Annotated in this window: 20 protein-coding genes and 2 pseudogenes; 12 read left to right on the top strand and 10 right to left on the bottom strand. The window is 44.0% G+C overall.

Features of this window, described 5'->3' with window-relative positions:
- Positions 1 to 36: 36 nt before the first annotated feature.
- Positions 37 to 1,176, top strand: a complete 1,140-nt coding sequence (locus HBAL_RS12560) for an Sb-PDE family phosphodiesterase (protein WP_015828317.1) — start codon at positions 37 to 39, stop codon at positions 1,174 to 1,176.
- Positions 1,177 to 1,224: 48 nt separating this feature from the next.
- Here HBAL_RS12560 and HBAL_RS12555 read toward each other — a convergent pair whose 3' ends face one another.
- The 4 genes from HBAL_RS12555 to HBAL_RS12540 all read right to left on the bottom strand — a co-directional run bounded on the left by HBAL_RS12555 (position 1,225) and on the right by HBAL_RS12540 (position 4,778).
- Entirely contained in the window at positions 1,225 to 1,854 is a 630-nt protein-coding gene (locus tag HBAL_RS12555) for a TIGR02466 family protein (protein WP_015828316.1), read from the bottom strand.
- A gap of 116 nt (positions 1,855 to 1,970) precedes the next feature.
- The gene (phnE, locus tag HBAL_RS12550; protein ID WP_015828315.1) at positions 1,971 to 3,005 is read right to left on the bottom strand and encodes a phosphonate ABC transporter, permease protein PhnE; all 1,035 of its coding nucleotides are present in this window, start codon (positions 3,003 to 3,005) and stop codon (positions 1,971 to 1,973) included.
- Positions 2,998 to 3,828, bottom strand: coding sequence for a phosphonate ABC transporter ATP-binding protein (phnC, locus tag HBAL_RS12545; RefSeq protein ID WP_015828314.1), 831 nt, complete (start codon positions 3,826 to 3,828; stop codon positions 2,998 to 3,000). Before phnC ends, phnE begins: the two co-directional genes overlap by 8 nt.
- The gene (locus HBAL_RS12540; RefSeq protein ID WP_015828313.1) at positions 3,828 to 4,778 is read right to left on the bottom strand and encodes a phosphate/phosphite/phosphonate ABC transporter substrate-binding protein; all 951 of its coding nucleotides are present in this window, start codon (positions 4,776 to 4,778) and stop codon (positions 3,828 to 3,830) included. Before HBAL_RS12540 ends, phnC begins: the two co-directional genes overlap by 1 nt.
- A 583-nt stretch (positions 4,779 to 5,361) precedes the next feature.
- Between HBAL_RS12540 and HBAL_RS12535 the strand changes: the two genes are divergently transcribed.
- A complete protein-coding gene (locus HBAL_RS12535) occupies positions 5,362 to 6,654 on the top strand; it encodes a serine hydrolase domain-containing protein (RefSeq protein WP_015828312.1) in 1,293 nt (430 codons plus the stop codon).
- 300 nt (positions 6,655 to 6,954) lie between these two features.
- Here the strand turns inward: HBAL_RS12535 and HBAL_RS12530 are convergent, their stop codons facing one another.
- Positions 6,955 to 8,535, bottom strand: a complete 1,581-nt coding sequence (locus HBAL_RS12530) for a tetratricopeptide repeat-containing sulfotransferase family protein (RefSeq protein ID WP_015828311.1) — start codon at positions 8,533 to 8,535, stop codon at positions 6,955 to 6,957.
- 263 nt (positions 8,536 to 8,798) lie between these two features.
- Between HBAL_RS12530 and HBAL_RS12525 the strand changes: the two genes are divergently transcribed.
- A complete protein-coding gene (locus HBAL_RS12525) occupies positions 8,799 to 11,258 on the top strand; it encodes a TonB-dependent receptor (protein WP_015828310.1) in 2,460 nt (819 codons plus the stop codon).
- 171 nt (positions 11,259 to 11,429) lie between these two features.
- Here HBAL_RS12525 and HBAL_RS17060 read toward each other — a convergent pair.
- Positions 11,430 to 12,206, bottom strand: a pseudogene (locus tag HBAL_RS17060) (IS6 family transposase).
- 176 nt (positions 12,207 to 12,382) lie between these two features.
- Here HBAL_RS17060 and HBAL_RS16780 point away from each other — a divergent pair.
- Together HBAL_RS16780 and HBAL_RS12505 are read left to right on the top strand one after the other, a co-directional pair.
- Complete coding sequence (locus tag HBAL_RS16780) at positions 12,383 to 12,757, top strand: hypothetical protein (RefSeq protein ID WP_015828309.1); 375 nt, start codon at positions 12,383 to 12,385, stop codon at positions 12,755 to 12,757.
- The gene (locus HBAL_RS12505; protein ID WP_015828308.1) at positions 12,754 to 13,965 is read left to right on the top strand and encodes an NAD(P)/FAD-dependent oxidoreductase; all 1,212 of its coding nucleotides are present in this window, start codon (positions 12,754 to 12,756) and stop codon (positions 13,963 to 13,965) included. Before HBAL_RS16780 ends, HBAL_RS12505 begins: the two co-directional genes overlap by 4 nt.
- 23 nt (positions 13,966 to 13,988) lie before the next feature.
- Here the strand turns inward: HBAL_RS12505 and HBAL_RS12500 are convergent, their stop codons facing one another.
- Complete coding sequence (locus tag HBAL_RS12500) at positions 13,989 to 14,531, bottom strand: PadR family transcriptional regulator (protein WP_015828307.1); 543 nt, start codon at positions 14,529 to 14,531, stop codon at positions 13,989 to 13,991.
- A 4-nt stretch (positions 14,532 to 14,535) separates the two neighbouring features.
- Complete coding sequence (locus HBAL_RS12495; protein ID WP_015828306.1) at positions 14,536 to 15,366, bottom strand: enoyl-CoA hydratase-related protein; 831 nt, start codon at positions 15,364 to 15,366, stop codon at positions 14,536 to 14,538.
- Positions 15,367 to 15,467: 101 nt separating this feature from the next.
- On the opposite strand from HBAL_RS12495, the gene HBAL_RS12490 reads away from it, so the two are divergent.
- The 4 genes from HBAL_RS12490 to HBAL_RS12475 all read left to right on the top strand — a co-directional run bounded on the left by HBAL_RS12490 (position 15,468) and on the right by HBAL_RS12475 (position 21,039).
- Complete coding sequence (locus HBAL_RS12490) at positions 15,468 to 16,343, top strand: SDR family oxidoreductase (protein WP_015828305.1); 876 nt, start codon at positions 15,468 to 15,470, stop codon at positions 16,341 to 16,343.
- Positions 16,344 to 16,528: 185 nt separating this feature from the next.
- A complete protein-coding gene (locus HBAL_RS12485) occupies positions 16,529 to 18,967 on the top strand; it encodes a TonB-dependent receptor (protein ID WP_015828304.1) in 2,439 nt (812 codons plus the stop codon).
- A 12-nt stretch (positions 18,968 to 18,979) separates the two neighbouring features.
- Positions 18,980 to 19,396 carry a nuclear transport factor 2 family protein gene (locus HBAL_RS12480; protein WP_015828303.1) on the top strand — a complete coding sequence of 139 codons (417 nt, stop codon included), beginning with the start codon at positions 18,980 to 18,982 and terminating at the stop codon, positions 19,394 to 19,396.
- Positions 19,397 to 19,416: 20 nt separating this feature from the next.
- Positions 19,417 to 21,039 carry a long-chain-fatty-acid--CoA ligase gene (locus HBAL_RS12475; RefSeq protein WP_015828302.1) on the top strand — a complete coding sequence of 541 codons (1,623 nt, stop codon included), beginning with the start codon at positions 19,417 to 19,419 and terminating at the stop codon, positions 21,037 to 21,039.
- On the opposite strand, the gene HBAL_RS12470 is transcribed toward HBAL_RS12475, so the two are convergent.
- Positions 21,036 to 21,554, bottom strand: a complete 519-nt coding sequence (locus HBAL_RS12470; protein ID WP_159098038.1) for a helix-turn-helix domain-containing protein — start codon at positions 21,552 to 21,554, stop codon at positions 21,036 to 21,038. The genes HBAL_RS12475 and HBAL_RS12470 overlap by 4 nt on opposite strands.
- Before the next feature lie 213 nt (positions 21,555 to 21,767).
- Between HBAL_RS12470 and HBAL_RS12465 the strand changes: the two genes are divergently transcribed.
- From HBAL_RS12465 to HBAL_RS12455, 3 genes are all read left to right on the top strand, one after another.
- Positions 21,768 to 23,216, top strand: a complete 1,449-nt coding sequence (locus HBAL_RS12465; protein WP_015828300.1) for a coniferyl aldehyde dehydrogenase — start codon at positions 21,768 to 21,770, stop codon at positions 23,214 to 23,216.
- Between the two features lie 18 nt (positions 23,217 to 23,234).
- A complete protein-coding gene (locus HBAL_RS12460; protein ID WP_015828299.1) occupies positions 23,235 to 24,479 on the top strand; it encodes a cytochrome P450 in 1,245 nt (414 codons plus the stop codon).
- 70 nt (positions 24,480 to 24,549) lie between these two features.
- The gene (locus tag HBAL_RS12455; protein ID WP_015828298.1) at positions 24,550 to 24,867 is read left to right on the top strand and encodes a 2Fe-2S iron-sulfur cluster-binding protein; all 318 of its coding nucleotides are present in this window, start codon (positions 24,550 to 24,552) and stop codon (positions 24,865 to 24,867) included.
- 148 nt (positions 24,868 to 25,015) lie between these two features.
- Here the strand turns inward: HBAL_RS12455 and HBAL_RS16725 are convergent.
- Positions 25,016 to 25,186, bottom strand: a pseudogene (locus tag HBAL_RS16725) (IS6 family transposase); the annotation flags it as partial.
- Positions 25,187 to 25,360: the final 174 nt, after the last annotated feature.

The raw sequence follows: 25,360 nt of genomic DNA, 5'->3' as shown, positions 1-25,360 counted from the left end.
CAATCCGAAAATACGATCATCCAAAGGGGAAACATTATGTATATCAAGCAAGCTTCTACAGCTGCTGTAGTATTTGCTGGCCTTGCTATGCCAGCAATTTCCGAAGAGCGAGCAATTTCATTTCCAAATACCGCAGATGGCGGTGTGTTGCTCACTGCTGACCTTCATACGCACACTGTTTTCTCTGATGGTGCAGTGTGGCCTTCTATACGGGTGGAGGAGGCTCATCGTGATGGATTGGACGCATTGGCAATCACAGAACACCTTGAGCACCAGCCCAAGGCTGCCGATATTCCAAACCCTGATCGCAACAGATCATATGATGTTGCCGTAGAGTCGCTTGTTGGTGCGGGGTATAATGGATTGCTGATCATCCGGGGTGCTGAAGTGTCACGCAATATGCCTCCCGGGCATGTGAATGCTGTGTTCCTTGAGGATGCAAATGCATTGTTGGTCAAAGATTATATGGATGCATTTGAAGCAGCAAAAGAGCAGGGTGCATTTATATTTTGGAACCACCCAAACTGGATTCCGCAGGCACCTGACGGCGTTGCCCGCATTACTGAAATGCACAAAGATTTGATTTCAAAAGGTTTGCTCCATGGTATTGAGGTCGCAAATGGAACACTTGATGGACATTCAGAGCATGCACTTCAGATCGCATTGGATTACAATCTAACAGTTCTTGGGACTTCAGATATACATGGACTTGTGGATTGGACACATAATGCTGGACATGGCGGCCATCGGCCGATGACGATAGTGCTGGCAGAAGAAAGGTCTGAAGAAGCTCTAAAAAAAGCACTTTTCGAAGGAAAGACCGTCGCCTGGAATTATGATGATCTACTTGGCCGAGAAGACAATGTGAGCAAATTGGTGGAGGCATGCCTTTCTCTGGAGCCAAGTACATTTGGAGTGAAGACAAGTGTGCTGCGTGTTGACGTTAGGAATGATTGCCCGGTGAGTTTCATTTTGAAGAATACTTCAGAAGAGACGTTTCAGAACGCAAGTGATGTTGTCAGGGTTGAGCGCAATTCAACCATTCCTTTGCAAGTTCGTATGGGAGATGAGCGTGAGCAGGTGTCATTGGTTTTCGATGTGCTCAATACTCAAATCGGAGGACGAAAAAGCCTTTCTCTCTCGCTGACAGCACCAATAAGTGCTGAAAAGAAATAACTCAGCAGGAATAGGTTTTCATATTTCAAATGATAATGAGGACTGATGTTAATCGGGATTAAATCGAACTGAATAACCCCAAGAGTCTAATTTATCGGGTATTGCATTAAAGGCGAGTGAGATCCTTTGCTCGCCTTCATTGCCAGCGACACCATGCATCATATAGCTAGGAAAAAGAATTAGATCGCCAGCTTTGATATCTGGCACCTGCCATCGTGCGGCAGTGAAGGGATTTAGCTCGGAGCGCGCATTAAAGTTTGAGAATACAAAGCTGGTGTGTGACTCTGGTTTTTGAAATATGAGATTTGCAGATGGATGTGAATCTGTAAGATAAACAACACCAGAGATAAAACTATTGGCATGCAAGTGCATGGCCTGATGACCGCCAGTTTCAAGAATATTCACCCAAGCTTCTTTAATCGTCCAATTTAGCTCTTCGCCAAATAGTTCTCGGCCAAAAGCAACAAGTTTATCCTGTACAGGAATAAGAGCTTTTTGAAGCATTGGATTCAGTGGCCCCATATCCAAACTCGAATGTGCAAGCGCAGATGATTTTGCATTTGAAGCAAAATCCATTTCCGAAATGTCAGTTTTTATTTGCGCAATTTGCGCATTATCCAGAATTTCAGGTGCGATCATAACTGGTGTGGGAAACAAAGCATGCGTCGTCGAAGTCATGAAGAATCTCGTGCAAAGTTTGAGGATGCTGCAAGGCTTTATCAATAGAAGGGTGGTGAAGCCTTATTGAAAGATCAACGATCCAGTTTTTGTCTTTTAAGGCACTCAAATCTAACCTACCCAATAAGGCGTGCACGTAATCGAGCAGAGATCTGGTCCAGCGCTAAAACAGTGAGGAAAATTGCAAGAAGAATGGTACCAACATGCCCATACTCAAAAGTATCATAGCGTCCCTTTAATTCTTGACCGATACCACCAGCGCCAACGAGACCTATGACTGCAGCCATTCGTACATTTCTATCAAGGACATAAAGCGTATAGGCGACATATGATGGTGCGACCTGAGGCAGAACGCCGGCCCGTAAAACGCGTAACTTACTTGCGCCTAATGCTCTAAGTGCTTCTTGTGGTTTTGTGTCTGAAGCTTCAATATCTTCTGCATAAAATTTACCCAGAAATCCCATTCCATGCAAGCTTAGAGCTAGGTATCCAGCGATGGCACCAAACCCAAACCCAAGCACAAGAAACATCGCTACAATGAGTTCTGGCATTGACCTTAAAAAGCTGACTATCCCTCTGCTAGCAGTATAAGTGAGGCTGTTGGGTGTATAATTACGCGCGCCTAAAATAGCTAAAGGTATGGATACTATCACCGCAATGATTGTTGCCCAGATCGCTATTTCAAATGTTTCGACCATTTTGCCCAAAACGTTTAGAAGGTAGCCGAAAGGATGCACTAAATATTCAACTGTCTCTATCTGAGGCTCCGCTTTTAATGTGTCAGAGTTTATGCGGAAGGTTGTCACTTCTGCTGTCTCAATCCGTGTGAAAAGGGGGAGTGAGTTTCTATCGAAATCTGAAAGGCGAGATATTTCCTGTCGACTTTCTATGACGAAGGGAAATAATTCGCTGAGCATTCTTCCCAGCCCTTTTCCAACTTGACTTTCTTCTTCTAGTCCTATGGTTGAAAGTATTGCTTCGGATGAAAGTCCCAACATTTTAGGGATTTCCATGCGCTCTCCTGACCAGGCCAGAACAATGGCAATAACCAAAATTGCTAGGGCTGTGCGCCAGTCATAAGGTGCTTTTAGTTGCCAATCCTGCGCGCGGGGAGAGAAGCGATCATTATCGGCTGGTTGGTTATCAAACATGCTCGGGTTTCGCTGTCTCATTGGTCGACGTTGGAATGTGATTTTTGCCATAAAGAGCGGCTTCGGCCTTAGCATCAAAATTTGCCGCTGGACCATCAAATATGATACGCCCTTTACGTAGACCGATAATGCGGTCGGCGTATTCACGTGCAAGATCAATTTGATGGAGGCTGCATAGGACGGTCGCGTTCTGTTCACGAGCGGCAGTGCGAATAAGGTTTAGTATTTCTCTACTAATTGCTGGGTCTAGGCTGGCAACGGGTTCATCTGCCAATATTATTTCAGGGCTTAATATTAAAGCTCTTGCTATGCCCACGCGTTGTTGTTGGCCGCCAGAAAGCGTTGACGCACGACGTTTCAAATGGCTTTCATCAAGCCCAACGCGCTCAATAACTTGGCAAGCGCGATTGCGCAAATGTGTTGGATACCATCCCAACATAGCGCGCCACATGCTAACTTCAGCAACTGCGCCAATCAGTACATTTGTGGCGACGCTAGCGCGCTCTACCAGATTAAAGTGTTGATGGACCATGGCGACTCTTCGGCGAATGCCGCGAAGTGAAGATGGGGTGAGGGGGGCACTGTCGAGTATCAACTCCCCAGATGATAAGACAGTTAGCCCATTTATGGCCCGAAGCAGAGTGGATTTTCCTGAGCCAGATTGCCCCAGAATAACGCAGAATTCACCTTTGTTTATCGTTGCTGAGACACCCTCAAGCGCAGATGCGCCGTCGGGAAATTTCTTGCAAATATTATTAAAGACTAAGTGGGTAGATTCTGCATATGAAGTTGAATGAGATTGGATTTGCGCTGCTGTTGGCATTATTTATTTGCCTTAGCGAGAATTGCAGAACGCATATCACTTGTGACGTTTGAAATAACAACGAGCGCAGGTGCTAGAATATCATCGGTTATAACTGTATCGTATCGGTCGACTTGATTGCCGCCATAACCACGGATCATTTCTGGGCTGATATTCGCAGATTTGTGTACGTTTTTAAAAGCTAAACGCAGCTTAGCTTTCACCTCTTTAGGTAATTTCGTTGACATTGTGAGTGGTGGGTTAGGTATAGGTGCTGATTTACCAATAACGACAACTGCATTGGCATCAATAATTCCTTGATTAATCGCTTTTTCAAAGCTGTCAAAAGAAGCCGCCGCTACATCAACTTGGCCTTCAGATAAAGCTTTGAGACTATTGGCATGGCTTCCAGTAATGCGGATTTGTTTAAGATCGTTTATAGGGTCTAGGCCGGCATCAACAATCATAGCAACGGGGTAGACAAAGCTTGATGTTGAGTTGGGATCGCCAAAAGCAATTGAGTGACCTTGAATATCGGACACTGTTAAAATATTGCTTTCTTTGCGGGCATAAATACCGGAAAAATAGCTTGAGCTGTTGTCTTTAACATCTACCGCTAAAAGCTCTGCACAACCACGCTGTTTTGCGGGTAAATAGGAAGCTGCCCCGAACCAAGCTATCTCTACGACATCAGAACAAATCGCTTCAATAACCGTGGCGTAACTTTGGCCCACTTTTATATCAAAATGAATGTCAGTTGTTTGCGTGATGGCATCAAAGACAGGTTTGAAATCGGCTCGAGTGCCGTCTTCAGTTCCGCCATCAGCAGGAATTAACATCACGCGATAGGGGTGGGAGGCGGAGCCATCTGCCGCCTGAGTAGTCTGATTTGTGATCTTTAAAAGGTAGACGCTAAAGATCGCCACCAAACCTAAAGCTAGTAGTTTAGCAATTGTTTGGGGAGGGAGCATTATCTTTCCTTCTTCTTTGAGCCAGCTAACAGAGGTTTTAATATTTTGGTGATTGTTGAGCAAAGTATAATTTTTCAAACATTTTTGGTGAGTAAAATTCAATTTAGCAAAGTTATGTAACATGCGTGTGACTAAATTGGATGATAATAAGTGAAAGTGAACTGGTCTGTATCGGGTGGTTGGGCGTAATTTCAATCACTGAAAAGTAACGGCCATCGGACACATACGGCGTCACCGTCCAGCTAGAAGTCTGAAATGTCTTTCAAGCTCAAAGTGATATTGAACGGAGGATTGAATAGGGATGTATTTTTGTAGACCCTTAGTTGGCCGAAATATGTCCGTGGTTTTCTCTCTTTGTCGTAAAGCCTGATGAAAATTTTGGCATTGCTCGTTCAATCAATTGTTCCATGAATTGTTTACTTGCGTTTCCGATATCCCACTGCCTCTTTGTCCGGGCTAAGCTTTATGGGGGATAATGCTTTTCGCATGGAGAAATAGCCTCATTCTAGATGAAAGTCAGTCTAAGAGGTGTCGATGCTTTGTTCAGCTAAATCGACAATAAGCAGAAATTGAAAAGGAAGTGATGTTGAGAGATTTACCGAGGTATGCCGCACCAATTTTAATTGGATTTGTTTTATTGTGCAGCATTGCGTCGTGCTCTCCTAATCAAACAGGCCTCGAACAAGAAGCTGCGAATATTAAGAAGTCTGTTACGGAACTTGTCTCGTCTGGAAAAATACCTGGTGCCGTCGTTTATTTGATAGATGGTGGTGAAGTTAAAGGTAAACTCGTAGCGGGTTTCAAAGATATTGAGGCTCAAAAACCTTTAAAAGAAGATGACATATTTCGTCTCTATTCAATGTCGAAACCGCTGACGAGTACAGCAATCATGATGTTGGTAGATCAGCAGAAACTCTCACTCGATACGCCATTAGAAGAAATATTACCTGAATTCTCGAATATGCAAGTGTATGTGTCTGGCGATTTGGATGAGATGGTAACTGAGCCAATAAATCGATCAATAACGATGTTAGATTTGTTGAGACATCATTCAGGTGTCACATACCATTTTATGGGAAATTCGCCCGTTCATGCTTATTATCGCAAATATGGTGTTATGAGAGATACACCTGTTGGGCGCGAGCCAGGAGATGGTGCGCCAGCAGAGTCGCTTGATCAACTGATGGAACGCCTTGGAAAAGCACCTTTATTGCATCAGCCGGGCCAAGAATTTGCGTATAGCTATTCCACGACAGTTTTGGGGGCAGTTGTAGAAAAAATAACGGGAAAAGCGCTCAATATCGCACTAAAGGAAATGATATTTGATCCTTTGGAAATGTCCGATACGAAATTTCTATTAGATGAGGCAGATGCCTCTCGATTTGTCGTGAACTATATGATGACAGAGGATGGAATAAAGCGGATAGAGGATTGGGAAAACACCGATTACAAAGATCCATCCCGCTTGCTAGATGGGGGAGGCGCTATTGCTGGAACTGGTGCTGACTATCTCCATTTTGTGCAAATGCTTGGGCAGGGAGGGATCTATAAGGGGCACAGGGTATTGTCCCAGGAATCTCTAGAGGTCATGGTATCGAACCCAATAAACGCATCATTTGGTAATGTTCTATTTGATTTTGGATTGGGATTTGAAGTTGGAAGTGAACATTCCTCAAAAGATAAACGTTTGCCGTTAGAGAGTTTCGGGTGGTCAGGTTCTGGAAATACTTATTTCTGGATTAATCCCAAAACAGGTGATGGGGTTGTCTTCATGACACAAGTTATTTTGCCGCCTAAATTTCAAGCTCAAGGTGACTATCTTCGTAGGATAGTCTTTGATCAAATAAGTGATGACGAGACGTCAGATAAACATTAGTTTGTCTTTAGCCTGACAATATGGAGGGGGGGCAGACAAAAGCGAACCGGTCTCTGATTTGCGGGTGAGAGCATTTTTCAATCAAAGAAAATTTGCTACCTTTCGTTCAGCGCGACGTCACGATTTCGTTTGAAATTTGGTGTTGAATAGTGGTGTCGCTCCAAGTTGAAGTGTTTGTGAATTGATGATTTCAGAGGAGGTTTGGAAATAGTGGAATATTGATGTTCTCATCATTTCAACCTTGCGAAAATGAGCCAAGTTGAAAACGAAGCGTTTAATCTGACAATGCTTCATTCAATGTTAATCTAATTTAATGCCGGCTTCTTTTAAAATGCGCAGTGCGGGTTCTAATTCCGCTTGGTATTTTTTCCATCGTGCTAGAGCTGATTTATAAATTGGTTGTCGAACTTGCGCAGAACTTGCTGTTGCAACTGGGGCAGAGTTCTTATGAAATGATGCACAAGCATCTTGCCATTCCAAGTCACAAAAACCGACTAACTCTCGCGCCGCTTTAGCTGTATTGGCGACGATATCTTCATAATAAACTTCTGTGTATTTTTCTGAAGGTAGGTTTGCGGAGTATTGCGCCATCAGCTTGTCAAATTGGACACAGTATTTTGCGGTATCTTCCAAATTTAAGCTGTAATTATAGTAAGAAAAAGACGTCGCAAATAATTGTTTGTAATTGCTCAAGACACTGTCAGCTATGTGTCGTCGCACACAAATAATCTTGGCATTTGGAATGGCTTGTAAAATCAGCGGTGCGCAGAAAAAATTCAAAGGCATTTTATCAAGAATTCTTCGTGCATTTGGGACGATCTTGGAAGCGCTTTCTAAATATTTTCGGCCAACTTGGCCGAGGTCAAGTCTTTGAGAAGCTAATAAGGTTTCTTCATCAAGAATGTATGGAGAAGACGTGCCGGATGCCTTTTTTAGTTTTAGAGCAAAGTCAGTGAGTTCGCCTGCAGATTCAACATCTGTATGGCTACTTAATATGCGATCAACAAGTGTCGTGCCGGAACGAGGAAGGCCAATTACGAAAATTGGTGCCGCCTCGGGGGCGCTGTAATTCGAATAAGAAAAATGAAGCGTTTTTTGCGCTGCTTGGAAAAGCGGAATGTCGTTTTGGATGTCGTAAGCTTGCGTCTCAAATTTTAGCTTTTTTGCTTTTTCCAGCCAATGCATTTGATCTTGGATTTGGCCTAAATCTTCATAGGTTTTAGCTATTGCATGTCCGATATTCAGTCTTTCATCTGGCTTTTTTAAATGACGGAATTGCGTTTTTAGTTCGGAAAGAAAGTTTTTTTCCTGAGTTTGTTTGGTCAAGGAAACCAGTGATGACCAAGCTTTATATGATGTTGGATCGATTTCGATAGCGCGTGAATACGAGAGCTCAGCTTCCTTCATATCTCCGACAAATTGTTGAGCTGCTCCCAAATTATACCAATATGCTGCATTTTGCGGGCTTAAGTTTGTTGCTTGTATATAGTGTTGAATGGCTTCGGAATGGTATCCGGATCGGCTTAATACGACGCCAATAGTATCTAGAGTCTGTGCAGAGTTATCGGGACAGTTTGCTGCTGCCCGTGCAGCATCAACCGCAAGATCGCGTTGATGTTGGTTGGTGAGTAATCTGCCATGCCAAGCATGATATCTACCTGTCTTACCTTTGCTAAGCGCAATCGCTTTTTCTACTAATTCGAGTGCTTTGTCCAAATTTCCATGATCAAAGGTCAATATACTTAAAAGGTAAAACGGTGCGTGTGCGTTGGGAGATAGCTTCAGTGCTTCGATGCAATTTGCATGAGCTGCTTTATAATTTCGCACAGATAATAGTCGCTCTGCCTCAATTATTAGCATGTTGGTTTTTTGTTCAATCATAATGGCATATTTCCTGTTTACGAAACACTGTACATCGTCATTCAATACGTAAAGATTGAGCGATCAAAGCGATACAAAATGATGTATTGTTTCTAAATAACCCCCGTTTTGATGCATATAAATACATTAAATTAGACACTATAATGCCTCTATGTCACGCAATTGAGTTTGATCATTGAACCGAGATAAAAACTATGAAGGTCTGCTAGTGCTTTAAATCATAACAGAGTGCAATGGCAAAAATTACGAAAAAAGGTAGCATAATGTCCAAAAGAAAAATGATCCTAAAGTCGTCTAGCGCATTTGCATTGCTTGCTAGTGGGTTGGTTCTTAGTCAGCCAGCTGGTGCTCAAGAAGTCGCTGCTGAAGAAGACAAATTGGTTTCAGATACAATTATTGTAACAGCTACACGCCGTAACGAAACGGTTCAGGATGTTCCTTTGAATATTGCAGCTTTAGGGGAAGCTCAAATTGAGGAGCAGGGCCTAGCCGAGTTATCTGACGTGTTGGCATATGTACCGGGTATTAACATTGTTGACCGTGGTGGGCGTCAAGGTAACCCGATCATTGTACGTGGATTGAATGCAGACCCAATTGGTTCTGGAGATGGAAACAATGATGGTGGTGGTACGGTTGCGACCTATCTTGGTGAAATCCCTCTTTTTGTTGATTTGAAATTAAATGACATGCAACGTGTTGAGGTTCTGTTGGGGCCTCAAGGAACATTGTATGGTGCAGGAACACTTGGTGGAGCAATTCGCTATATTCCAAACCGTCCTGACTTTGATGATGAATTTTTATCAGTACGTGCGGACACGTATCAGTATTCTGAAGCAGATTCACTGAGTCACGATGTCGGCTTTACTTTTAATATGCCGATCGCAGATAATTTCGCTGTGCGGGGGTCTTTGGATGTTTCAAACGATTCTGGTTATATGGATGCGCCATTTATTGTGCAGACTATTGGGGCGTCAAACCCAGATCCTGATTTTACAGACCCTGCCGATGTTGCTGCTAACCTAAACCCACAAACTGATGTGAACAGTGAAGAGACTATTTCTGGTCGTCTTGCAGCGCGTTGGCAGCCTGTTGAATGGCTTGATGCCAATTTGACCTATTACTATCAAGAATCTGATATTGGCGGTCGTAGTACATCTGCTGCGCGTTCTACAGTGGTTCCAGCGGGCAAATATGATGTTGCCTCACGTGTTGAAGAACCAAACACAATTACGAACGAATTGTTTGCACTTGAAGTAATTGCGGATCTTGGGTTTGCAGAGCTTACTTCCGCGACAGGTAAATCAAAGTTCGCTGATGACGGTCAGCGCGATCAAACAAACCTTTTGATCTCACTTGAGTACAGTTACGAAACTTTCCCGACATTTACAGCGTTTACACATGAAGTTGGTGAAACAGATACATTCAACCAAGAAATCCGTCTGGTTTCTCAAACAGATGGTCCATTTAATTGGATTGTTGGTGGTTTCTACAATAAACAAGATGCTTATGCATTCTCTGCTGAATTTACGCCGGGATATGCTGACTTTGCTGGGTTTGATCGTTCTGACAACCTTGAGTACTTCTCTCAAAGTCGCACAGAGCTTGTTGAATCAGCTTTCTTCGGCGAGATTGGGTATGATCTTACGGAGCGTTTGAGTGTGACTGTTGGTGGTCGTTATTATGACTATGAACTGAAATCATTTAGCGCGGTTGATTTCCCTCTCTTTGATCCAGACTTTGTTGCGCCAACAATTGATGAAATTGGAAGTGCTACAACTGAATTAAGCCAAGCCGATGATGGTTTCTTGTATAAGTTCAACGTTTCGTATGACATCAGTGATGACATCATGATTTATGGTACAGTCTCTGAAGGTTACCGTATTGGTGATTCAAACGGTATTGGACAATGTGACGTTTACGATCCTGAAGCCAGCCAAGGTGCATGTGCATTGGCACCAGGGCAGCAATATGGCCCTAATCCCGATGACATTGCTTTGTTTGATGAGCGTGAATACGGACCAGATCAAACAACAAATTATGAGTTAGGGTTGAAGTCTGCATGGTTAGATGGAGACTTAACGCTCAATGGTGCTCTGTATTTTGTAGAATGGACTGACCCACAGCTATCTTCTGCGACAGTGAATGCGAGCATTCCAATTACCATTAATGCTCAAGGTGCTGAATCATTAGGGACTGAGCTTTCTGGTGACTGGCGTGTTTCGGATGCTTTCCGGGTGCGCGGTAGCTATAGCTACACGCAATCTGAATTAACTTCTGATGTGCCGTCTCTGATCCGCACAATTACACCTCCAGGGTTTGGCAGTGCTTTTGAGGATGGTAAAGCGGGCGACCGTTTGCCTGGTTCTCCAGAGCATCAATTTTCAGTATTTGGGTCTTACGGCGTAGAGCTTTCAGGCGGGCGCGACCTAGCGTTTAACTTAGGTTATGCTTGGCAGAGTGATGTATTGACGCGCACCGGTGCACGCGGCAGCAGTCTCACGCTCGATAGCTTTGGTGTTGCGAATGCGTCAGCGGTTTATGATGCAGGTCCATGGTCTGCAACATTGTATGTGAACAACTTACTTGATGAGTATGTTGAGACAGGTGCAGTATCGACTAGCTTGTCCAACCAAATAGTACTTGGTTCAAGTGTCAGAAGCTTTGGTACCCATATTGCTCCGCCTCGCGCGATCGGTTTGCGTTTCAAATGGGATATTGGATAAAACTCGCACAAATTAACCAGATTGAAGAGGGCTCCTATACGGAGCCCTCATTTTTTTTGGGGGAGAGTGGCAGACAAAAGCGAACTGGTCTCTGGTGCATGGAGTTTGGCTTTGTATGGGGGTGTCAGACAAAAGCTAACTGGTCTCTAATTGGCGGGTTAGGGTGTTTTTTTAGCCAGTGAAAAGCTGTCGCCATTCGTTCAGAACGACGTCACGGTTTCGTTTAAAATTGTATCTTGAGTAGAGATGTCTCTCCAAATTGAAATGGTTGTGAACTGACGATTGAATGGCAATGAATTTTTGCAAACTCTTGGTCTGCCGGAATTTATTCATGATCTTTTCTCGTCGTCGGAACGGCTGGTGAGAATTCTCGCATCTATTGTTCAGCCAACGTCCTGTCACTTGTCTATCAGCATTTCCAATGTCCTTCATTGCTGCACGATATGATTTCAATTTATCCGTGACTAACAGGTGAGGCGGGCCATATCGCTTCATGGCTTTACGTAAAAACTTCAATGCTGCTCGTTTGTTACGGCGTTTGGTAACGTAAGCTTCTAGGACTTCACCTTTATGATCCACCGCTCGCCAAAGATAGTGAAGCTCACCGTTGATCTTGACGACTTTGGAGCTGGTTAGCGTATGCCAAAGCTTTGATCTAGTAGATCAAAGCTAAGCGAAAAAGGCTCCGGCACGAGCTTCATCAAGGTGCCACTGCCATTGAGGGAACTTACGCATTTGAGCCGAACGTTTTGACCTGATCTTTGATGCGAAGTAGGGACCAAACCTGTTCCACCAAAACCGAACAGTTTCGTGCGTGATATCAATTCCCCGCTCGTGAAGTAGGTCTTTGACATTTCTCAGTGAGAGTGGAAAACGAATATACATCATCACGGCAAGTTTGATGATTTCTGGTGAGGTTTTGAAATAGCGGTAGATGGATGTTTTCATGGTTTCAACTTGGCGAAAGCTAGCAATGTTGAAAGTGAGTAGTTTAATCAGACAATGCCCTATGATTGTATGGTTAAGCATTAGCAATTGCCCCTGTATTCTCGAACCAAACAGATTATAGTTCTTGATCATATATTATTAATATATTATGTAATTATGCACATATGGAGGTGTGCATGAATAGTTGGATATTGGCTGCGTCAATTGCAGCATTTGGCGTTTTGATCTTACATGTCTTTGTGGGAGGAAAGCTTGTGGCAAAGCCTTTGTTAAAGGGTGATGCAGCGGAAGCTCAGGTGCGATACACGCAGTATTTTTGTTGGCATGTCGTTACTATTTGGTTGGCCGTTTTGGCCGTTGGGTTGGGGTATGCAGCTTGCCATATGAACTCAGATGATATTGCGATCTTGTTATCTGGCGGCGCAATTTTGAGCGCTTTATGGGGGCTCATTCTTCCACCGGCTGTGAAGCAAAAATACTCCCAAATGCCTCAAGGTGTTATGTACGTGCTTATTGGGGCTCCCGGACTGTATGGAGCACTGGCTCTATGAGTGTTGTCATTATTGGTGCTGGTCACGCGGGAGTAAATGTTGCTTTCTCTCTTCGTAAACGCAAGTATTCAAAGCCTATTTATGTTTTGGGAGATGAAAGAGAAATTCCATACTCTCGTCCGCCTTTATCAAAATCGACATTAATTGCAGAATTGCCAAAGCCAGAATTTTTATATGGTGAAGAAGCCTACAAGGATAAAGACATATTGCTTCATCTAGATGCTGCTGTCTCAAAAATTGATTTGGAGAATAATAAAGTCTTTGTGAAAGGTGAGGCGTTTTCCTTTGATCACCTTATATTGGCGACGGGGGCTGCACCGCGAACATTAAATATTTGTGGCTCTAAGTTAGACGGCGTTTTTAGTATTAAGACCTTTCAAGATGCGCAACGTTTTTCAGAGGGGATAACAGACGCTAAACGTTTATTGGTTATAGGCGCAGGGTATGTAGGTCTTGAGGTGGCAGCTGCACTCAATCGCGAGGGGGTGAATGTGTGTGTCACTGAGGCCGGTGAGCGTTGTATGGCGAGAACCGCTAGTCCTGAATTATCAAATTATGTTGAAAGCTTGCATACGAAAAACGGGATTGAATTTCGGTTTTCTGCTCAGGTTGATGAAATTATCGGTGAGAACGGACATGTGTCTGGTGCTAGACTAAAAAGTGGTGAGCTTATCCAAACTGATGCGATAATCGTAGCGATTGGAAGTGAGCCAAATACAGATTTGGCAGAAGACATCGGGCTGGAAGTTGATCGAGGCATTCTCACTAAAAACGATACTTGCACTTCTATATCTAACGTCTACGCAATAGGCGACTGTGCTAGAGCTGCGCTGGATGACAATGCTGCGATTCGGTTGGAGAGTATTCACAATGCAATTGAAACAGCGGATATTTGTGCCGCGAATATCACGCAACAAGAGCTTCCTATAAAGGAAACACCTTGGTTCTGGTCTGATCAATTGCCTTATAATTTGAAAATGGTGGGTATAACGTCAGATAAATCAGAACGTTTGATTCGATATGATATGGATAAGAAAAGTTATGCTGTATTTCATTTTGCCGATGGAAAACTCTTAGCTGCTGAAACGGTAGATATGCCCCGAGCTTATATGTTTGCTCGCAAAGTTATGCGGTCAGAACTATCGGTTAAGCGGGAATTGGTGTCGTCGTTAGATGTAGACTTTAAAGACCTTATTGTAGCGTCATGATTGTTCAAAAATTGTAGAGCTATTTAATCTGGGCTTTCCGTAAAAAGGCGGTTTATTGCCTCTTCGCACCATTCCACCCAAGTTTGCTCATATCTGATACCAAGCGCCAATGCCTCCATCTTGCCTTTCTGGTTTCGCGTTAAATTGGGCTCGGAGTATTGATGGGTCTTAATATATTTGTAGCGGATAAGGCGCTGCATGTGTTGGTCTCGTCGAATTTCAAGTTGTTCTTTTAGGGCATTATTGTCGATAGCGTCTATGGAATAGAGGCGCACGAGCAAATCATCTTTGATAGAGGGAGGGTCGACCGGCAGGCGGGACCACTTCTCAATAGCTGATAAGCCTGCATCCGTTATTCTGTAGACTGTCCGATTGGGGCGTCCACTTTGAATAAATTCCTCAGAGATGACGAAGTTTTTCTCCTTCAATTTCCGAAGTTCGCGATAAATTTGAGGATGAGTAGCGCGCCAGAAGAACCCGATGGATGTATCGAATTGGCGCGCTAGATCATAACCTGACATTTCTTTTTCGCTAAGACACACAAGTATTGCTTCAGCTAAAGCCATGAATTTAGGTTTCTCCTAAAAGTTTTTTCTTTCCAAGCTGAGAATACTTAGCAGGTGTTTTGTGCATTCGGCTAGCAATAGATGCCATAATGTCGTGTTTGCTCCATAGAGAAGACTGCGTTCTGGCTGACCATTCCAGTGAGTCGGAAATTGAATGGTCTCTTGCCCAATGGAGTGCTGATTTGGATCCCGCGATGGCGACGGGGGCTTTCTGGCCAATGATTTTGGCAGCTTTAAGCGCTTGCTTTAAGGCTTCTTCTGGGGTTGACGAAAGCGTATCTGATACGAGGCCAAAGTGTGAGGCCCGTTCCGCAGGCAAAGGGGTTCCAAGGAATGCCATTTCTTTAACGACAGGTTCGGGAAGAATCTTAGGTAAACGTTGAAGTGCACCGACATCAGCCATGATACCTGTATTTATTTCTTCAATCCGAAAAAAACAGTCGTGTGTTGCAAACCGGATATCACATGCTGCGGCTAGTTCTAGTCCGGCACCTACGCAGGCACCTTGAATAGAGGAGATAACCGGAAATCTGGTACGTTCGAGGCAAGTGAATGTTTCCTGCAGGGATAAGGCTAAATGATAGAATGCTTCTCTTTCTTCGGGTGTGTTTGTTTCTGGAATTCCTGTAGAGAATTCAGAGAGATCCATCCCGCTACAGAAGTTTTTACCTTCTGCAGAAATGACAAGGCTAGTTACTTCTCCGCTCTTGTCTAATTCCCAAATGTCACCAGGGAGGGAATTCCAAAAGTTCGCTCCCAGTGCATTGGATGCTTCTGGCCTGTTGAGTATCAAATGCGCAATGCCGTCATCAATTGAAAGTGTGTACCCACGCATGTCTGTAAGCCCTTTTTTTGAAAGTTTAACCTTTGACGAGTTGTGTTTTTAAATTTATATGTGCATTATTACATATGTGCAATAGACATCGGGAGTTAAGTGTGAGTTTAAAAGGTAAAACGATATTTATGACTGGGGGCAGTCGTGGGATTGGATTAGCAATTGCTTTGAAGGCGGCAGCGGATGGTGCTAATGTCACAATTGCAGCTAAAACAGTCGAGCCGCATCCCAACTTACCGGGAACGATTTATTCTTCTGCTGAAGCTATTGAGAAGGCCGGTGGATCGGCATTGCCTGTGGTTTGTGATATCCGCTCAGAAGAACAGGTGATTGCAGCTGTTGCTCAAACAGTCGAGAGATTTGGTGGCGTTGATATCTGTATAAATAACGCGAGTGCCATTAGTATGACAGGTACGCTTGAGACGGATATGAAGCGATATGATTTGATGAATGGAATCAATACAAGAGGGACCTATATGGTGTCTCGTGCATGTATTCCATACCTTAAGAAAGCTGCAAATCCGCATATTCTCACCCTCGCGCCACCGCTTGATATGAAAGCTAAATGGTTTGCGCCGCATCTTGGTTATACAATTGCGAAAATGGGGATGAGTTTGTGTACGCTCGGGCTGTCTGCTGAGTTTAAGGCGGATGGGATTGCGGCTAATTCATTATGGCCTTTGACCGCTATTGATACTGCTGCTGTTCGCAATGCGCTGGGCGGAGAAAAAATGGCTGATGCAAGTCGAACTCCTGAAATTCTGGCTGACGCTGCTTATGTCATTTTGAATAAATCGTCGAAAACGTGTTCAGGTAATTTCTTCATTGATGAGCAGCTTTTGCGCGATGAAGGAGTGACGGATTTCTCAAAATATTCTCCGGGAATTGAAGGGCCGCTAGTGCGTGATTTCTTCGTGCCGGATGAAGTGCTTGAGGCTTTACCTACCCAAACAGTTAGCGGGTATGACTTAATCTAATTGGTTTAAGACGGAGGAATGTCAGAACAGACTGATCCAATTAAAGGGTTTGTCTAAATAGTGTCCTAAGGACACATTAAAACTAGGCCATTATATCTTGACAAATATAATAGTGGCTAGTCAATATATGTATATAAACACATGGTCTCCATAAAAATAATAAGAGGGGCCGGGGAGGAAAAGATATGACTAAACGTGCATTGTGGGCGACCACATCTCTTTGCGTATTGGCCCTAACAATTCCAACGATCGGGACAGCGCAAGAAAGCCAAAATACTTCAACTGATCTGCCTGAGGTGGCGTCGGAAAAGTCGTATTTGGAGGTTATCACGGTAACTTCATCTAGGCGCGCTGAGAGTATTCAGGATACAGGTAGTTCTGTCTCGGCATTGAGTAGCCAAGGTATAGAAAATAAAGGCGTTCAATCTGTAGAAGATGTCGCTGATTTAGTGCCAGGCCTACAGGTTGCTTCTTATCAAGGTGACACATCTATATATATTCGTGGTATCGGAACGCCTGTTATTGTTGCAGGAGCTGATAGCTCAACCGCGACTTATTTGAATGGCGTTTATCTTTCAAGGGCTGCAGCTATTGGTCCAGGTTTCTTCGATGTTGAAAGACTGGAAGTCCTGCGCGGTCCTCAAGGAACGCTCTATGGAAGAAACGCGACGGGTGGGGCGGTCAATATTATAACAAAACGGCCAACCGAAGAGTTTAGTGGTGAAGCTCGCTTGGTGTATGGGGATTATAACCGAATTCAAGCATTTGGCGCTTTGAGCGGTTCTATTACCGATGGGGTTCGGGCGCGTATTGCGGCAGAATATGAAGATCGTGATGGATACACGACCGTCCACCGTGCAGATGGAAGTAGCTATGACGCTGAAGATCAAAATTATCTGACAATGCGACTGACGGTAGAGGCCGATATAACACCAGATGTTATGTTGACTTTGACTGGGGATTATTACTCTGCAGATGACAAGGCAAATGTATTTCATTTTGCAAGCCTAGGATATCAAGACGAAGTTGATGGTTGGCTAAATACGCGTGAGGGAAGTCAGACAATTCCTTACTTTGCGATCAAAAACAGTGGAAACATAACTGAGACTGAATCTAGAGATATATTCTCTTCCATTGATCACTTTAACGACACGAGTGTTTGGGGTGTTTCCGGAAAATTAGATTGGGCTATTGGTGATTATGACCTGAGTGTTATTGCAGGTTATAAAAAGACCGACCCTGAATTCCAAAACTCATTCGATCTTGGTGATACCTATAACACTTACATTCTACGTGCTGAGGATCACGAGCAGAGCAATATTGATTTTCAATTGACCTCGCCAGCATCTGACCGCTTTAGCTGGATCTTGGGTGGTGGATATTTCACTGAAGAAAACAACATACAAAACAATATATTTGGTGACTTCTGGGAGCCTATCTTAATTCAGGGTTTCTCTGACTTGCAGGCAGCGGGTGTATTACCTCCATTCCCGATTGATATTCCATCTACGGAATTGTGTTGTGAGCTTCACCTAAACGGTCAACAAACATCAGATGCATTCAATTTGTATTTCGATACATCTTTTGACATGACGGATACACTAACTCTGAAGGCTGGTGTGCGTTATTCAGAGGAAGAACGCGATGGATACCAAGCCTTTGATTTAGCATTCCTTCCTGCCACTGCTGGGGGTGATTTAGTTCGGTTCGCACCCAACACAATTTTCTTCCCAAACGCTATAAGTGAAGACAGAGATGTCGTTCAGCCTGATCCATTCGGATTCAATGTTGGGCCAGTTAATGGGCCGACTACTTTTGATGCGGTTACACCTAAAGTTGCTCTAGAGTGGACGCCTGCTGATGACATTCTGCTTTATGTTAGTGCACAGCGCGGGTTTAAAAGTGGGGGATATAACATCGGTTCTAGCCAGAGAGATGCGTTTGAGCCAGAGAAGATTTGGTCGTACGAGGCGGGTTGGAAAACAAGTCTTCTTGAGAACCGTTTGATGGTCAATGGTGCTGCATTCTTGTATGATTATTCTAATCTACAATCGCAGGACTCTATTGGTAATCAACCGATTATCCGAAACGTTGGTAAAGCAGAGGTCACTGGTATCGAGGTTGAGTATGCTGCGCTCTTAAGCGACAGCTTCAGACTTGATGGTTCGATGACTTACTTGAACGCAGAATTTACTGAAGGTGCTTTAACCGAAGCGCTAAGACCTGCGCCTTTGACCCAAGCTCCGGGTAGTTTACTAGTAGACTTGGCAGGTAAGAATTTGCCGCGTGCTCCTGAATTCAAAGTGAACTTTGGTGCGCAATCTGACTTGAGAGTTGGAAATGGTGATTTGATGCTTCGCGCTGATTACACCTGGCAAGACAAAGTCTATTTCACTGTCTTCAATATTGAGGCGGCGTCTCAAGATTCTTACGGCGTGTTGAGAGCGCGGGCGAGTTATTCTCCGGATGACAAGCCTTACAAATTCTCTGTATTCGGCCAGAACCTGACTGATGAGACTTATTTCACCAATCAGATTCTAACTGGAACAACATATGGTGCTGAATTTGTCGGGTCGCTTGGTGCGCCTCGTACATTCGGTATCGAATTCTCAACAGCATTCTAGGAGGTAAATCTAATGACAATGACTTCGCTAGAAGTAGCAAAAGAATGGTACGCAGCGGTTCACGCCGGTGACCCAGAGCGCCTGTTTTCATACATAGATCCAGACTGTTCTATCGAATATTATGGGCCGTCAGTTATTCCATTTGCAGGAATATACAAAGGCATTGAGAAGTGTCAGGTCTTTTTTGGTCATGTTGCAAATGATGTGGAAATTCAGGAGTTTCTACAGGAAGACTTTATCGCTGACGGAGAGAAGGTGGCTGTAACAGGCCATCTTCGGATGGTCCTGAAAGCGACGGGTCGTCTATATTCCTCCGACTATGCGCATATTCTAACAGTGCGTAACGGTAAGGTCGTTCGTTTCCGAGATTTTCAAGATACTGCACAAGCTCTTCATGTGAGTTTGAATCTCGAAACACCAATTCGATAAGTTAATATAGGAGTACGTCCGTGATTGGATTGATGCAAAATCAACCGCTCTTGATATCAACTATATTAGAGCATGCACATCGTTGGCACGGGACGCAGCGTGTAGTGGGTTACACCACTGAAGGTGATTTGAGCGAAGTAATATTCGCTCAAATTGCCAAGCGTGCAGCGTCCCTTGCAAATAGCGTATTGTCGCATGGTATGAAGCTGGGAAGTTCGGCTGGTATTATTGCAATGAACAATCACCGTCACTTAGAATTGTGGTATGGATTGTCCGGTGTGGGGGCTATTGCACACAGCATTAATCCTCGATTGACGCCGGAACAAGTTGCATATGTCATCAATGACGCTGGCGATGAAATGCTATTCATCGACACGCCATTTATACCACTTGTTGCAGCTATTTTGCAGCACACCCCAAAGGTCAAACGCGTCGTTATCCTCACAGATGACAGCAAAATGACGGAGAGTATTCCTTTCCCAGCAGTCTCTTATGAGAGCTATATCGCGGGGCACTCAGATACTATTGAATGGCCAATGTTTGATGAGCAATCAGCAAACGCCATTTGTCACACATCAGGGACAACAGGGCGTCCAAAAGGGGTGCGATATAGTCATCGTTCTAACGTATTGCATGCGTTAGCAGTCAGTGCGAAAGACGTATTGGGTGTTGGTGCGCTTGATTGCGTACTTCCAATGGTTCCAATGTTCCATGCTAATGGCTGGGGCATGCCGTATGGGTGTCTAGCGCATGGGGCGGCTTTGGTTTTTCCTGGGTTCAAAATGGATGGGCCATCTCTACTCGATCTTGTCTTGGAGCAAGGCGTGACCGTCGCACTTGGCGTCCCGACGATTTGTTCGGTGCTACTTGAAGAGGCGAGTAAGCGTGGGAGTGGATTGGGTAAACTTGAAAAAGTTGCAATCGCTGGTTCTGCTGCCCCGCCTAAAATGATTGAGGAATTTGCTGGGTATGGCGTTGAAGTGATTCACGCTTGGGGGATGACTGAAACGAGTCCCATTGGAACTGCAAATGCAGATACGCCTCAAACAGCTTTTTTGCCCAAAGAAGACAAAGCTAAGATACGGGCTCTACAGGGGCGTCCTGTTTTTGGTGTCGATTTGAAAATCGTCGATGAAAGTGGGCATGAGCTTCCAAGGGATGGTGTCAGTGTTGGCCGACTTTTTGTACGAGGTGCGTGGGTTATTCAAAGGTATCACGGACAGGATAGCGATTGCGTTGATGCTGAAGGTTGGTTTGATACAGGTGATATAGCCTCGATATCTGAAGAGGGCTTTCTATTCCTCACCGACAGAGCCAAAGACTTGATCAAGTCGGGTGGGGAATGGATTAGTTCTGTGGAATTGGAAAATATTGCTTCCAGTCATCCACAGATTGCCGCTGTTGCAGCTATCGGAATTGCTCATCCCCAATGGGATGAGCGCCCGTTACTTATAGTTGTGCCAAGTCAACCAGAAACGCCACTAAGAAAAGGTGACGTCATTAATTTTATCGCGAGCAAAGTCGCACGTATTAGCGTGCCTGATGACGTGATATTTGTTAAAGAGCTTCCACTGGGTGCCACTGGTAAGGTGCAAAAAACCAAATTAAGATCCCAATATAAAGGATATTTTGGAGTTCATTAATCGACTTCTATAATTGTTTTGGATGTTGAAGAAGGTGTGATGTCGTTTTGTAGCTGCCGATTTATGTCAGATACACGAGATAGGAAGTGTATTCCACTTTTTATCTCTTCTTCTGTTAAGTGATCGACAATAGCGTCGACCATAGCCACGCCATTGTGTATCATTCCTGTGACGCATCTTTTACCCTTGGGAGTTAGGGATACGAATTTTTCGCGTCCGTTCATCGGATCTTCCGTCATTTGAAGTAGATCAAATGGAGGGCGAGTCATGGCGCGTAGGGATTTGGATATTGCAGAGCTGGTTACATCATACCATTTGCAAAGTGCGGCTTCGATATCTTTGCGACGCATCCTTACACCATTTTCTCCCTCAGCTCTAATCGTCCATAAGATGCAAGCTTGTTGGCGGGTGAGTATTCCGCTGCGAAGTGCATCTTCAATCTGCATACCCATGAGATAATGTATGGGATAGAATAGGTCTAAAAATTCTTGGGAAGCGTCTTTGTTCTTTTTCATGGTTTTTATCGACTCGATTTCAATATTATTGCCAGCATCCGACAAGCAACCGGACACCATTTTAGTATACGTCAAAGGATATAAAGTACAAATTATTAGTTTTTTATATAAATATAATGTCGTAAGGACATAATAAACTATTGACATAAAGGGTCGGGTCTGTAGTTTTTAATCAACAAAGAAACTTTACAAATTTTAAATGGGCGGGAACAAATGGTAGAACAAATAGATCTGTCCAAACTTAAGGGTGTCGAGTGGTTGAATGGCGCTTTGGAATTGCAAAAATGCGCGTTTCGTAAAAATGGCCCCCCAGATGCAAGCCTTAGAATTGATAGACTCAAAAGGTTATTAGCTGCCTTGGAGCAGAACTCACATCGGATAGAAGAAGCGATGATGAGTGATTTTGGTTTTCGTTCTGCGCACCAGTCATATTTTGTGGAAGTTGTAACGACAGCAAAGCCAATCCGTGAGGCGATTAAGAATGTTCGCAAATGGATGCGGCCTGAGAAACGCAAGATTGAGATAGCATTTGCCATAGCGGGTGGGCGTGCAGAAATTCACTATCAACCATTGGGCGTGGTCGGATGCGTTAGTCCGTGGAATTTTCCGTTCAATCTAGCATTCTCACCTTTGGCTAGCATTTTTGCTGCCGGTAACAGTGCAATGCTAAAGCCGTCCTCTTCGACGCCTGCCTGCGCTGAATTAATGGCAGAAATAATATCAGAGAGTTTTGACGCAGAAGAAGTGGTTGTTGCACCAAACGCCGATGAATTTGCGGCGGCGTTCACGCGTTTGCCATTTGATCATTTGATCTATACGGGCGGTGGAGAGGTGGCGAAACAAATCGCGGCGTCCGCTGCTAATAATTTAATGCCTCTCACTCTAGAGCTTGGTGGTAAATCACCAGTTCTTATTGGCCGACGTGCCAATATAAAGTTGGCTGCTAATCGTATTATGTTTGGCAAGTTTTTAAATGCGGGACAGATTTGTCTAGCACCAGATTACTTGCTGGTTCCTGAGAGTGGTTTGGATGAAATCGTGGCTGCGTTAAAAGCAGCTATCGTAAAAATGGCTCCTAAGGAAAATGGCACAAAAGACTATGTGTCGATAATAAACAAAAACCATAAAGATCGTTTGCTTAGTTATTTGGCGGAAGCAAATGATCAAGGTGTTCAAACCGTATCAATAGATTGGCTAGGGGGAGATGTAGGTGAGGGAGAGAATTTTGTTGCTCCCACGCTAATTATAGACCCGCCGGATGATCTTCTCGTCATGCAAGAAGAGATTTTTGGGCCACTACTTCCGATCAAAACTTATAAGAGTTTTGAAGAAGCCATATCTTTTATAAATGATCGTCCAAATCCGCTCGCTCTTTACTATTTCGGCGATGACAGAAACGAGAGAGGTATCGTTATGTCACGTACACAATCAGGCGGTGTCACCATTAATGATGTGATTATGCATTACACAATGGATGATCTTCCTTTTGGGGGAGTGGGTGCAAGTGGGATGGGTTCATACCACGGTGTTCATGGGTTCAAGCAATTTAGCCATGCTCGCTCAGTCTACAAACAAAGCGGCCTTGATATTGGTGGAATGCTTCGTCCCCCATACGACGAGAAATTTAGAAAAATCGCCAAATTTTTATTGAAGCACGGATAACAGTGCGTGGGAGCAAATATGTCTAATATAGCTGAAGTAAACATTGATCCAGATTTTAAAGTGAAGGACTTGTACTCTCCAGAAGTGATTGCAAATCCTTACCCTTATTATGATCATTTGAGAGATAAGCCAGTTCAATTTGGCTTAGAAGACTTCCCTCCGGGAACTATACCAGGTCAGGACAAACCTTTCCCTGCTTGGGTCTTTTTAAAGCATGCTGACGTTGTTGAAGTGTGCCGTAGAGCAGACGTTTTCTCCTCACGTGATGTTATGCAGGAAGAGTCAGATGCGCCAACATTGATGCTGGTGAACCATGATGACCCGCGTCATGCTGAACTTCGCAAAATTGCTCAAATTGCCTTTGCGCCAAAGCGGGTCATGACTGATGTGGCACCGTGGATGGAAAAAACTGTTGCGGGGCAATTAGAAGAGTATGGTGAAGAAGAATTAGACTTCATGCAGGACTTAGCACCGAATCTTCCTGCTCTCGTTATGACTAAACTTATCGGTACGCCTGAAAGTGATTATAAATTGCTGCGTCGCTGGGCTAATGCTTTCATGGTGACTTCAGAGTTTACGCTCGAAGAGCGTAATCAATGTAATATCGATTTATGGCAGTATTACTCGCAAAAAGTAGAAGAAAGATATTCTGATATTGAGTCTGGAAAAGATGTACCTGATGATTTGATGTCAGCCTTTATCAAAGCAGAGTCTGATGGCAATAAGCTGACCAAAGAAGAGGTTGTTCGTTTCTGCCTCACATTGGTTGTCGCAGGGGCCGAGACAACAGGATATTTATTGGGAAACCTTATAGATGTTTTAGTCGACAATCCGAAACTCTTTAAATTACTTCAAGACGACCGAACTCAAGTGCGGGCTTTTATCGATGAAAGCTTGCGCAGAGACGGACCCGTTCAGCGGTTACATCGTGTTTGTGTAAAGGATGTAGAGGTGGGGGGGGCATCCATAAAGGCGGGAGATTGGGTTGCGATTTTTCATGCTTCGGCCAACCGTGATCCAGCCGTTTTTGAAAACCCCAATGAGTTCATTATGGGGCGACCTAATATTGGTAAGCATGCAACTTTTGGGCATGGAATACATCACTGCATGGGGTCTGGAATTGCTCGGAATGAAGCAGCCCAAATGATCAATGGAATTCTGGATCGTTATAGAGGCGTAGAGTCTAACGGCGAGCGCGTTCGCCAAAGTGGAGGTTTGCTGAACTACGGATTAGAAACTTGCCCAATCAAGTTTTTAAAATAGTTAGCAATTTGAGAGGGGAGTATCTTGAGTAGATTCCTTTTCTCAATTTTTCAAGTTGAAGGTTAATATCATGATTCGTATAGTGGCGACGACAAGAGACGGTACTAGGTCTGAACTGTCGGCGGATTCAGGTCTGTCTCTCATGGAAGTATTGCGAGACAGGGATTTGGATGTTGAAGGCGTATGCGGCGGCGCAGTGTCATGCGCTAGTTGTCACGTGTACGTTGCAGATGAGTGGGTTGATAAACTATCTGCTCCGGATGAAATGGAAGAGGCTCTTGTGGGAGACCTTGTGCATGCAAAGCCCAATAGCCGACTATGTTGCCAGATCGTATTATCAGACAAATTTGACGGCCTAGAGGTAACTGTTGCACCGAGTGAAATGTGATTGGTCTGCTTGTTTTTGGGTGGTGTCAGACAAAAGCTAACCGGTCTCTGAGTGGCAGGGGCGGTCGTTTTTTAGCTTGCAAAAAATTGCCACCATTCGCTCAGTGCGATGTCGCGATTTCGTTTGAAATTTGAGAAGCGAATTAAAGTCCAAACCTATTCCACCAGAATTGAGCTTTTTCATGAGTAATATCAATTCCTCTTTCATGAAGAAGGTCTTCCACATTTTTCAACGAGAGTGGAAAACGGATATACATCATCACTGCAAGTTTGATGACTTCTGGTGAGGTTTTGAAATATCGGAAGATGGAGGTTTTCATGTTTCCAACTTAGCGAAAGCTGGCTAAGTTGGAAATGAACGGATTAAACTGACAATGCCTCAGGGCGTTATTGCGACAATGATTGAAAGTCGTTTGCTCAACCTCATCCGGATGCTTTGGACACTGCTAAAAACAAACGCCTTATTGAGGCTATAGAGAATCTGGTGAGTTAAA

Source organism: Hirschia baltica ATCC 49814 (assembly GCF_000023785.1).
Lineage (GTDB): Bacteria > Pseudomonadota > Alphaproteobacteria > Caulobacterales > Hyphomonadaceae > Hirschia > Hirschia baltica.
The sequence above is the reverse complement of the archived record's forward strand: the minus strand, read 5'-3'. Positions and strand labels throughout refer to the sequence as shown.

Coding starts and splice junctions, on each gene's coding strand:
- HBAL_RS12540 (WP_015828313.1), bottom strand. CDS start 4,778: ATGCTCCCTCCCCAAACAATTGCTAAACTACTAGCTTTAGGTTTGGTG.
- HBAL_RS12465 (WP_015828300.1), top strand. CDS start 21,768: ATGGTAGAACAAATAGATCTGTCCAAACTTAAGGGTGTCGAGTGGTTG.
- HBAL_RS12455 (WP_015828298.1), top strand. CDS start 24,550: ATGATTCGTATAGTGGCGACGACAAGAGACGGTACTAGGTCTGAACTG.
- HBAL_RS16780 (WP_015828309.1), top strand. CDS start 12,383: ATGAATAGTTGGATATTGGCTGCGTCAATTGCAGCATTTGGCGTTTTG.
- HBAL_RS12495 (WP_015828306.1), bottom strand. CDS start 15,366: ATGCGTGGGTACACACTTTCAATTGATGACGGCATTGCGCATTTGATA.
- HBAL_RS12480 (WP_015828303.1), top strand. CDS start 18,980: ATGACAATGACTTCGCTAGAAGTAGCAAAAGAATGGTACGCAGCGGTT.
- HBAL_RS12460 (WP_015828299.1), top strand. CDS start 23,235: ATGTCTAATATAGCTGAAGTAAACATTGATCCAGATTTTAAAGTGAAG.
- HBAL_RS12530 (WP_015828311.1), bottom strand. CDS start 8,535: ATGATTGAACAAAAAACCAACATGCTAATAATTGAGGCAGAGCGACTA.
- HBAL_RS12485 (WP_015828304.1), top strand. CDS start 16,529: ATGACTAAACGTGCATTGTGGGCGACCACATCTCTTTGCGTATTGGCC.
- HBAL_RS12505 (WP_015828308.1), top strand. CDS start 12,754: ATGAGTGTTGTCATTATTGGTGCTGGTCACGCGGGAGTAAATGTTGCT.
- HBAL_RS12525 (WP_015828310.1), top strand. CDS start 8,799: ATGTCCAAAAGAAAAATGATCCTAAAGTCGTCTAGCGCATTTGCATTG.
- HBAL_RS12555 (WP_015828316.1), bottom strand. CDS start 1,854: ATGACTTCGACGACGCATGCTTTGTTTCCCACACCAGTTATGATCGCA.
- HBAL_RS12560 (WP_015828317.1), top strand. CDS start 37: ATGTATATCAAGCAAGCTTCTACAGCTGCTGTAGTATTTGCTGGCCTT.
- phnC (WP_015828314.1), bottom strand. CDS start 3,828: ATGCCAACAGCAGCGCAAATCCAATCTCATTCAACTTCATATGCAGAA.
- phnE (WP_015828315.1), bottom strand. CDS start 3,005: ATGTTTGATAACCAACCAGCCGATAATGATCGCTTCTCTCCCCGCGCG.
- HBAL_RS12535 (WP_015828312.1), top strand. CDS start 5,362: ATGTTGAGAGATTTACCGAGGTATGCCGCACCAATTTTAATTGGATTT.
- HBAL_RS12500 (WP_015828307.1), bottom strand. CDS start 14,531: ATGGCTTTAGCTGAAGCAATACTTGTGTGTCTTAGCGAAAAAGAAATG.
- HBAL_RS12470 (WP_159098038.1), bottom strand. CDS start 21,554: ATGAAAAAGAACAAAGACGCTTCCCAAGAATTTTTAGACCTATTCTAT.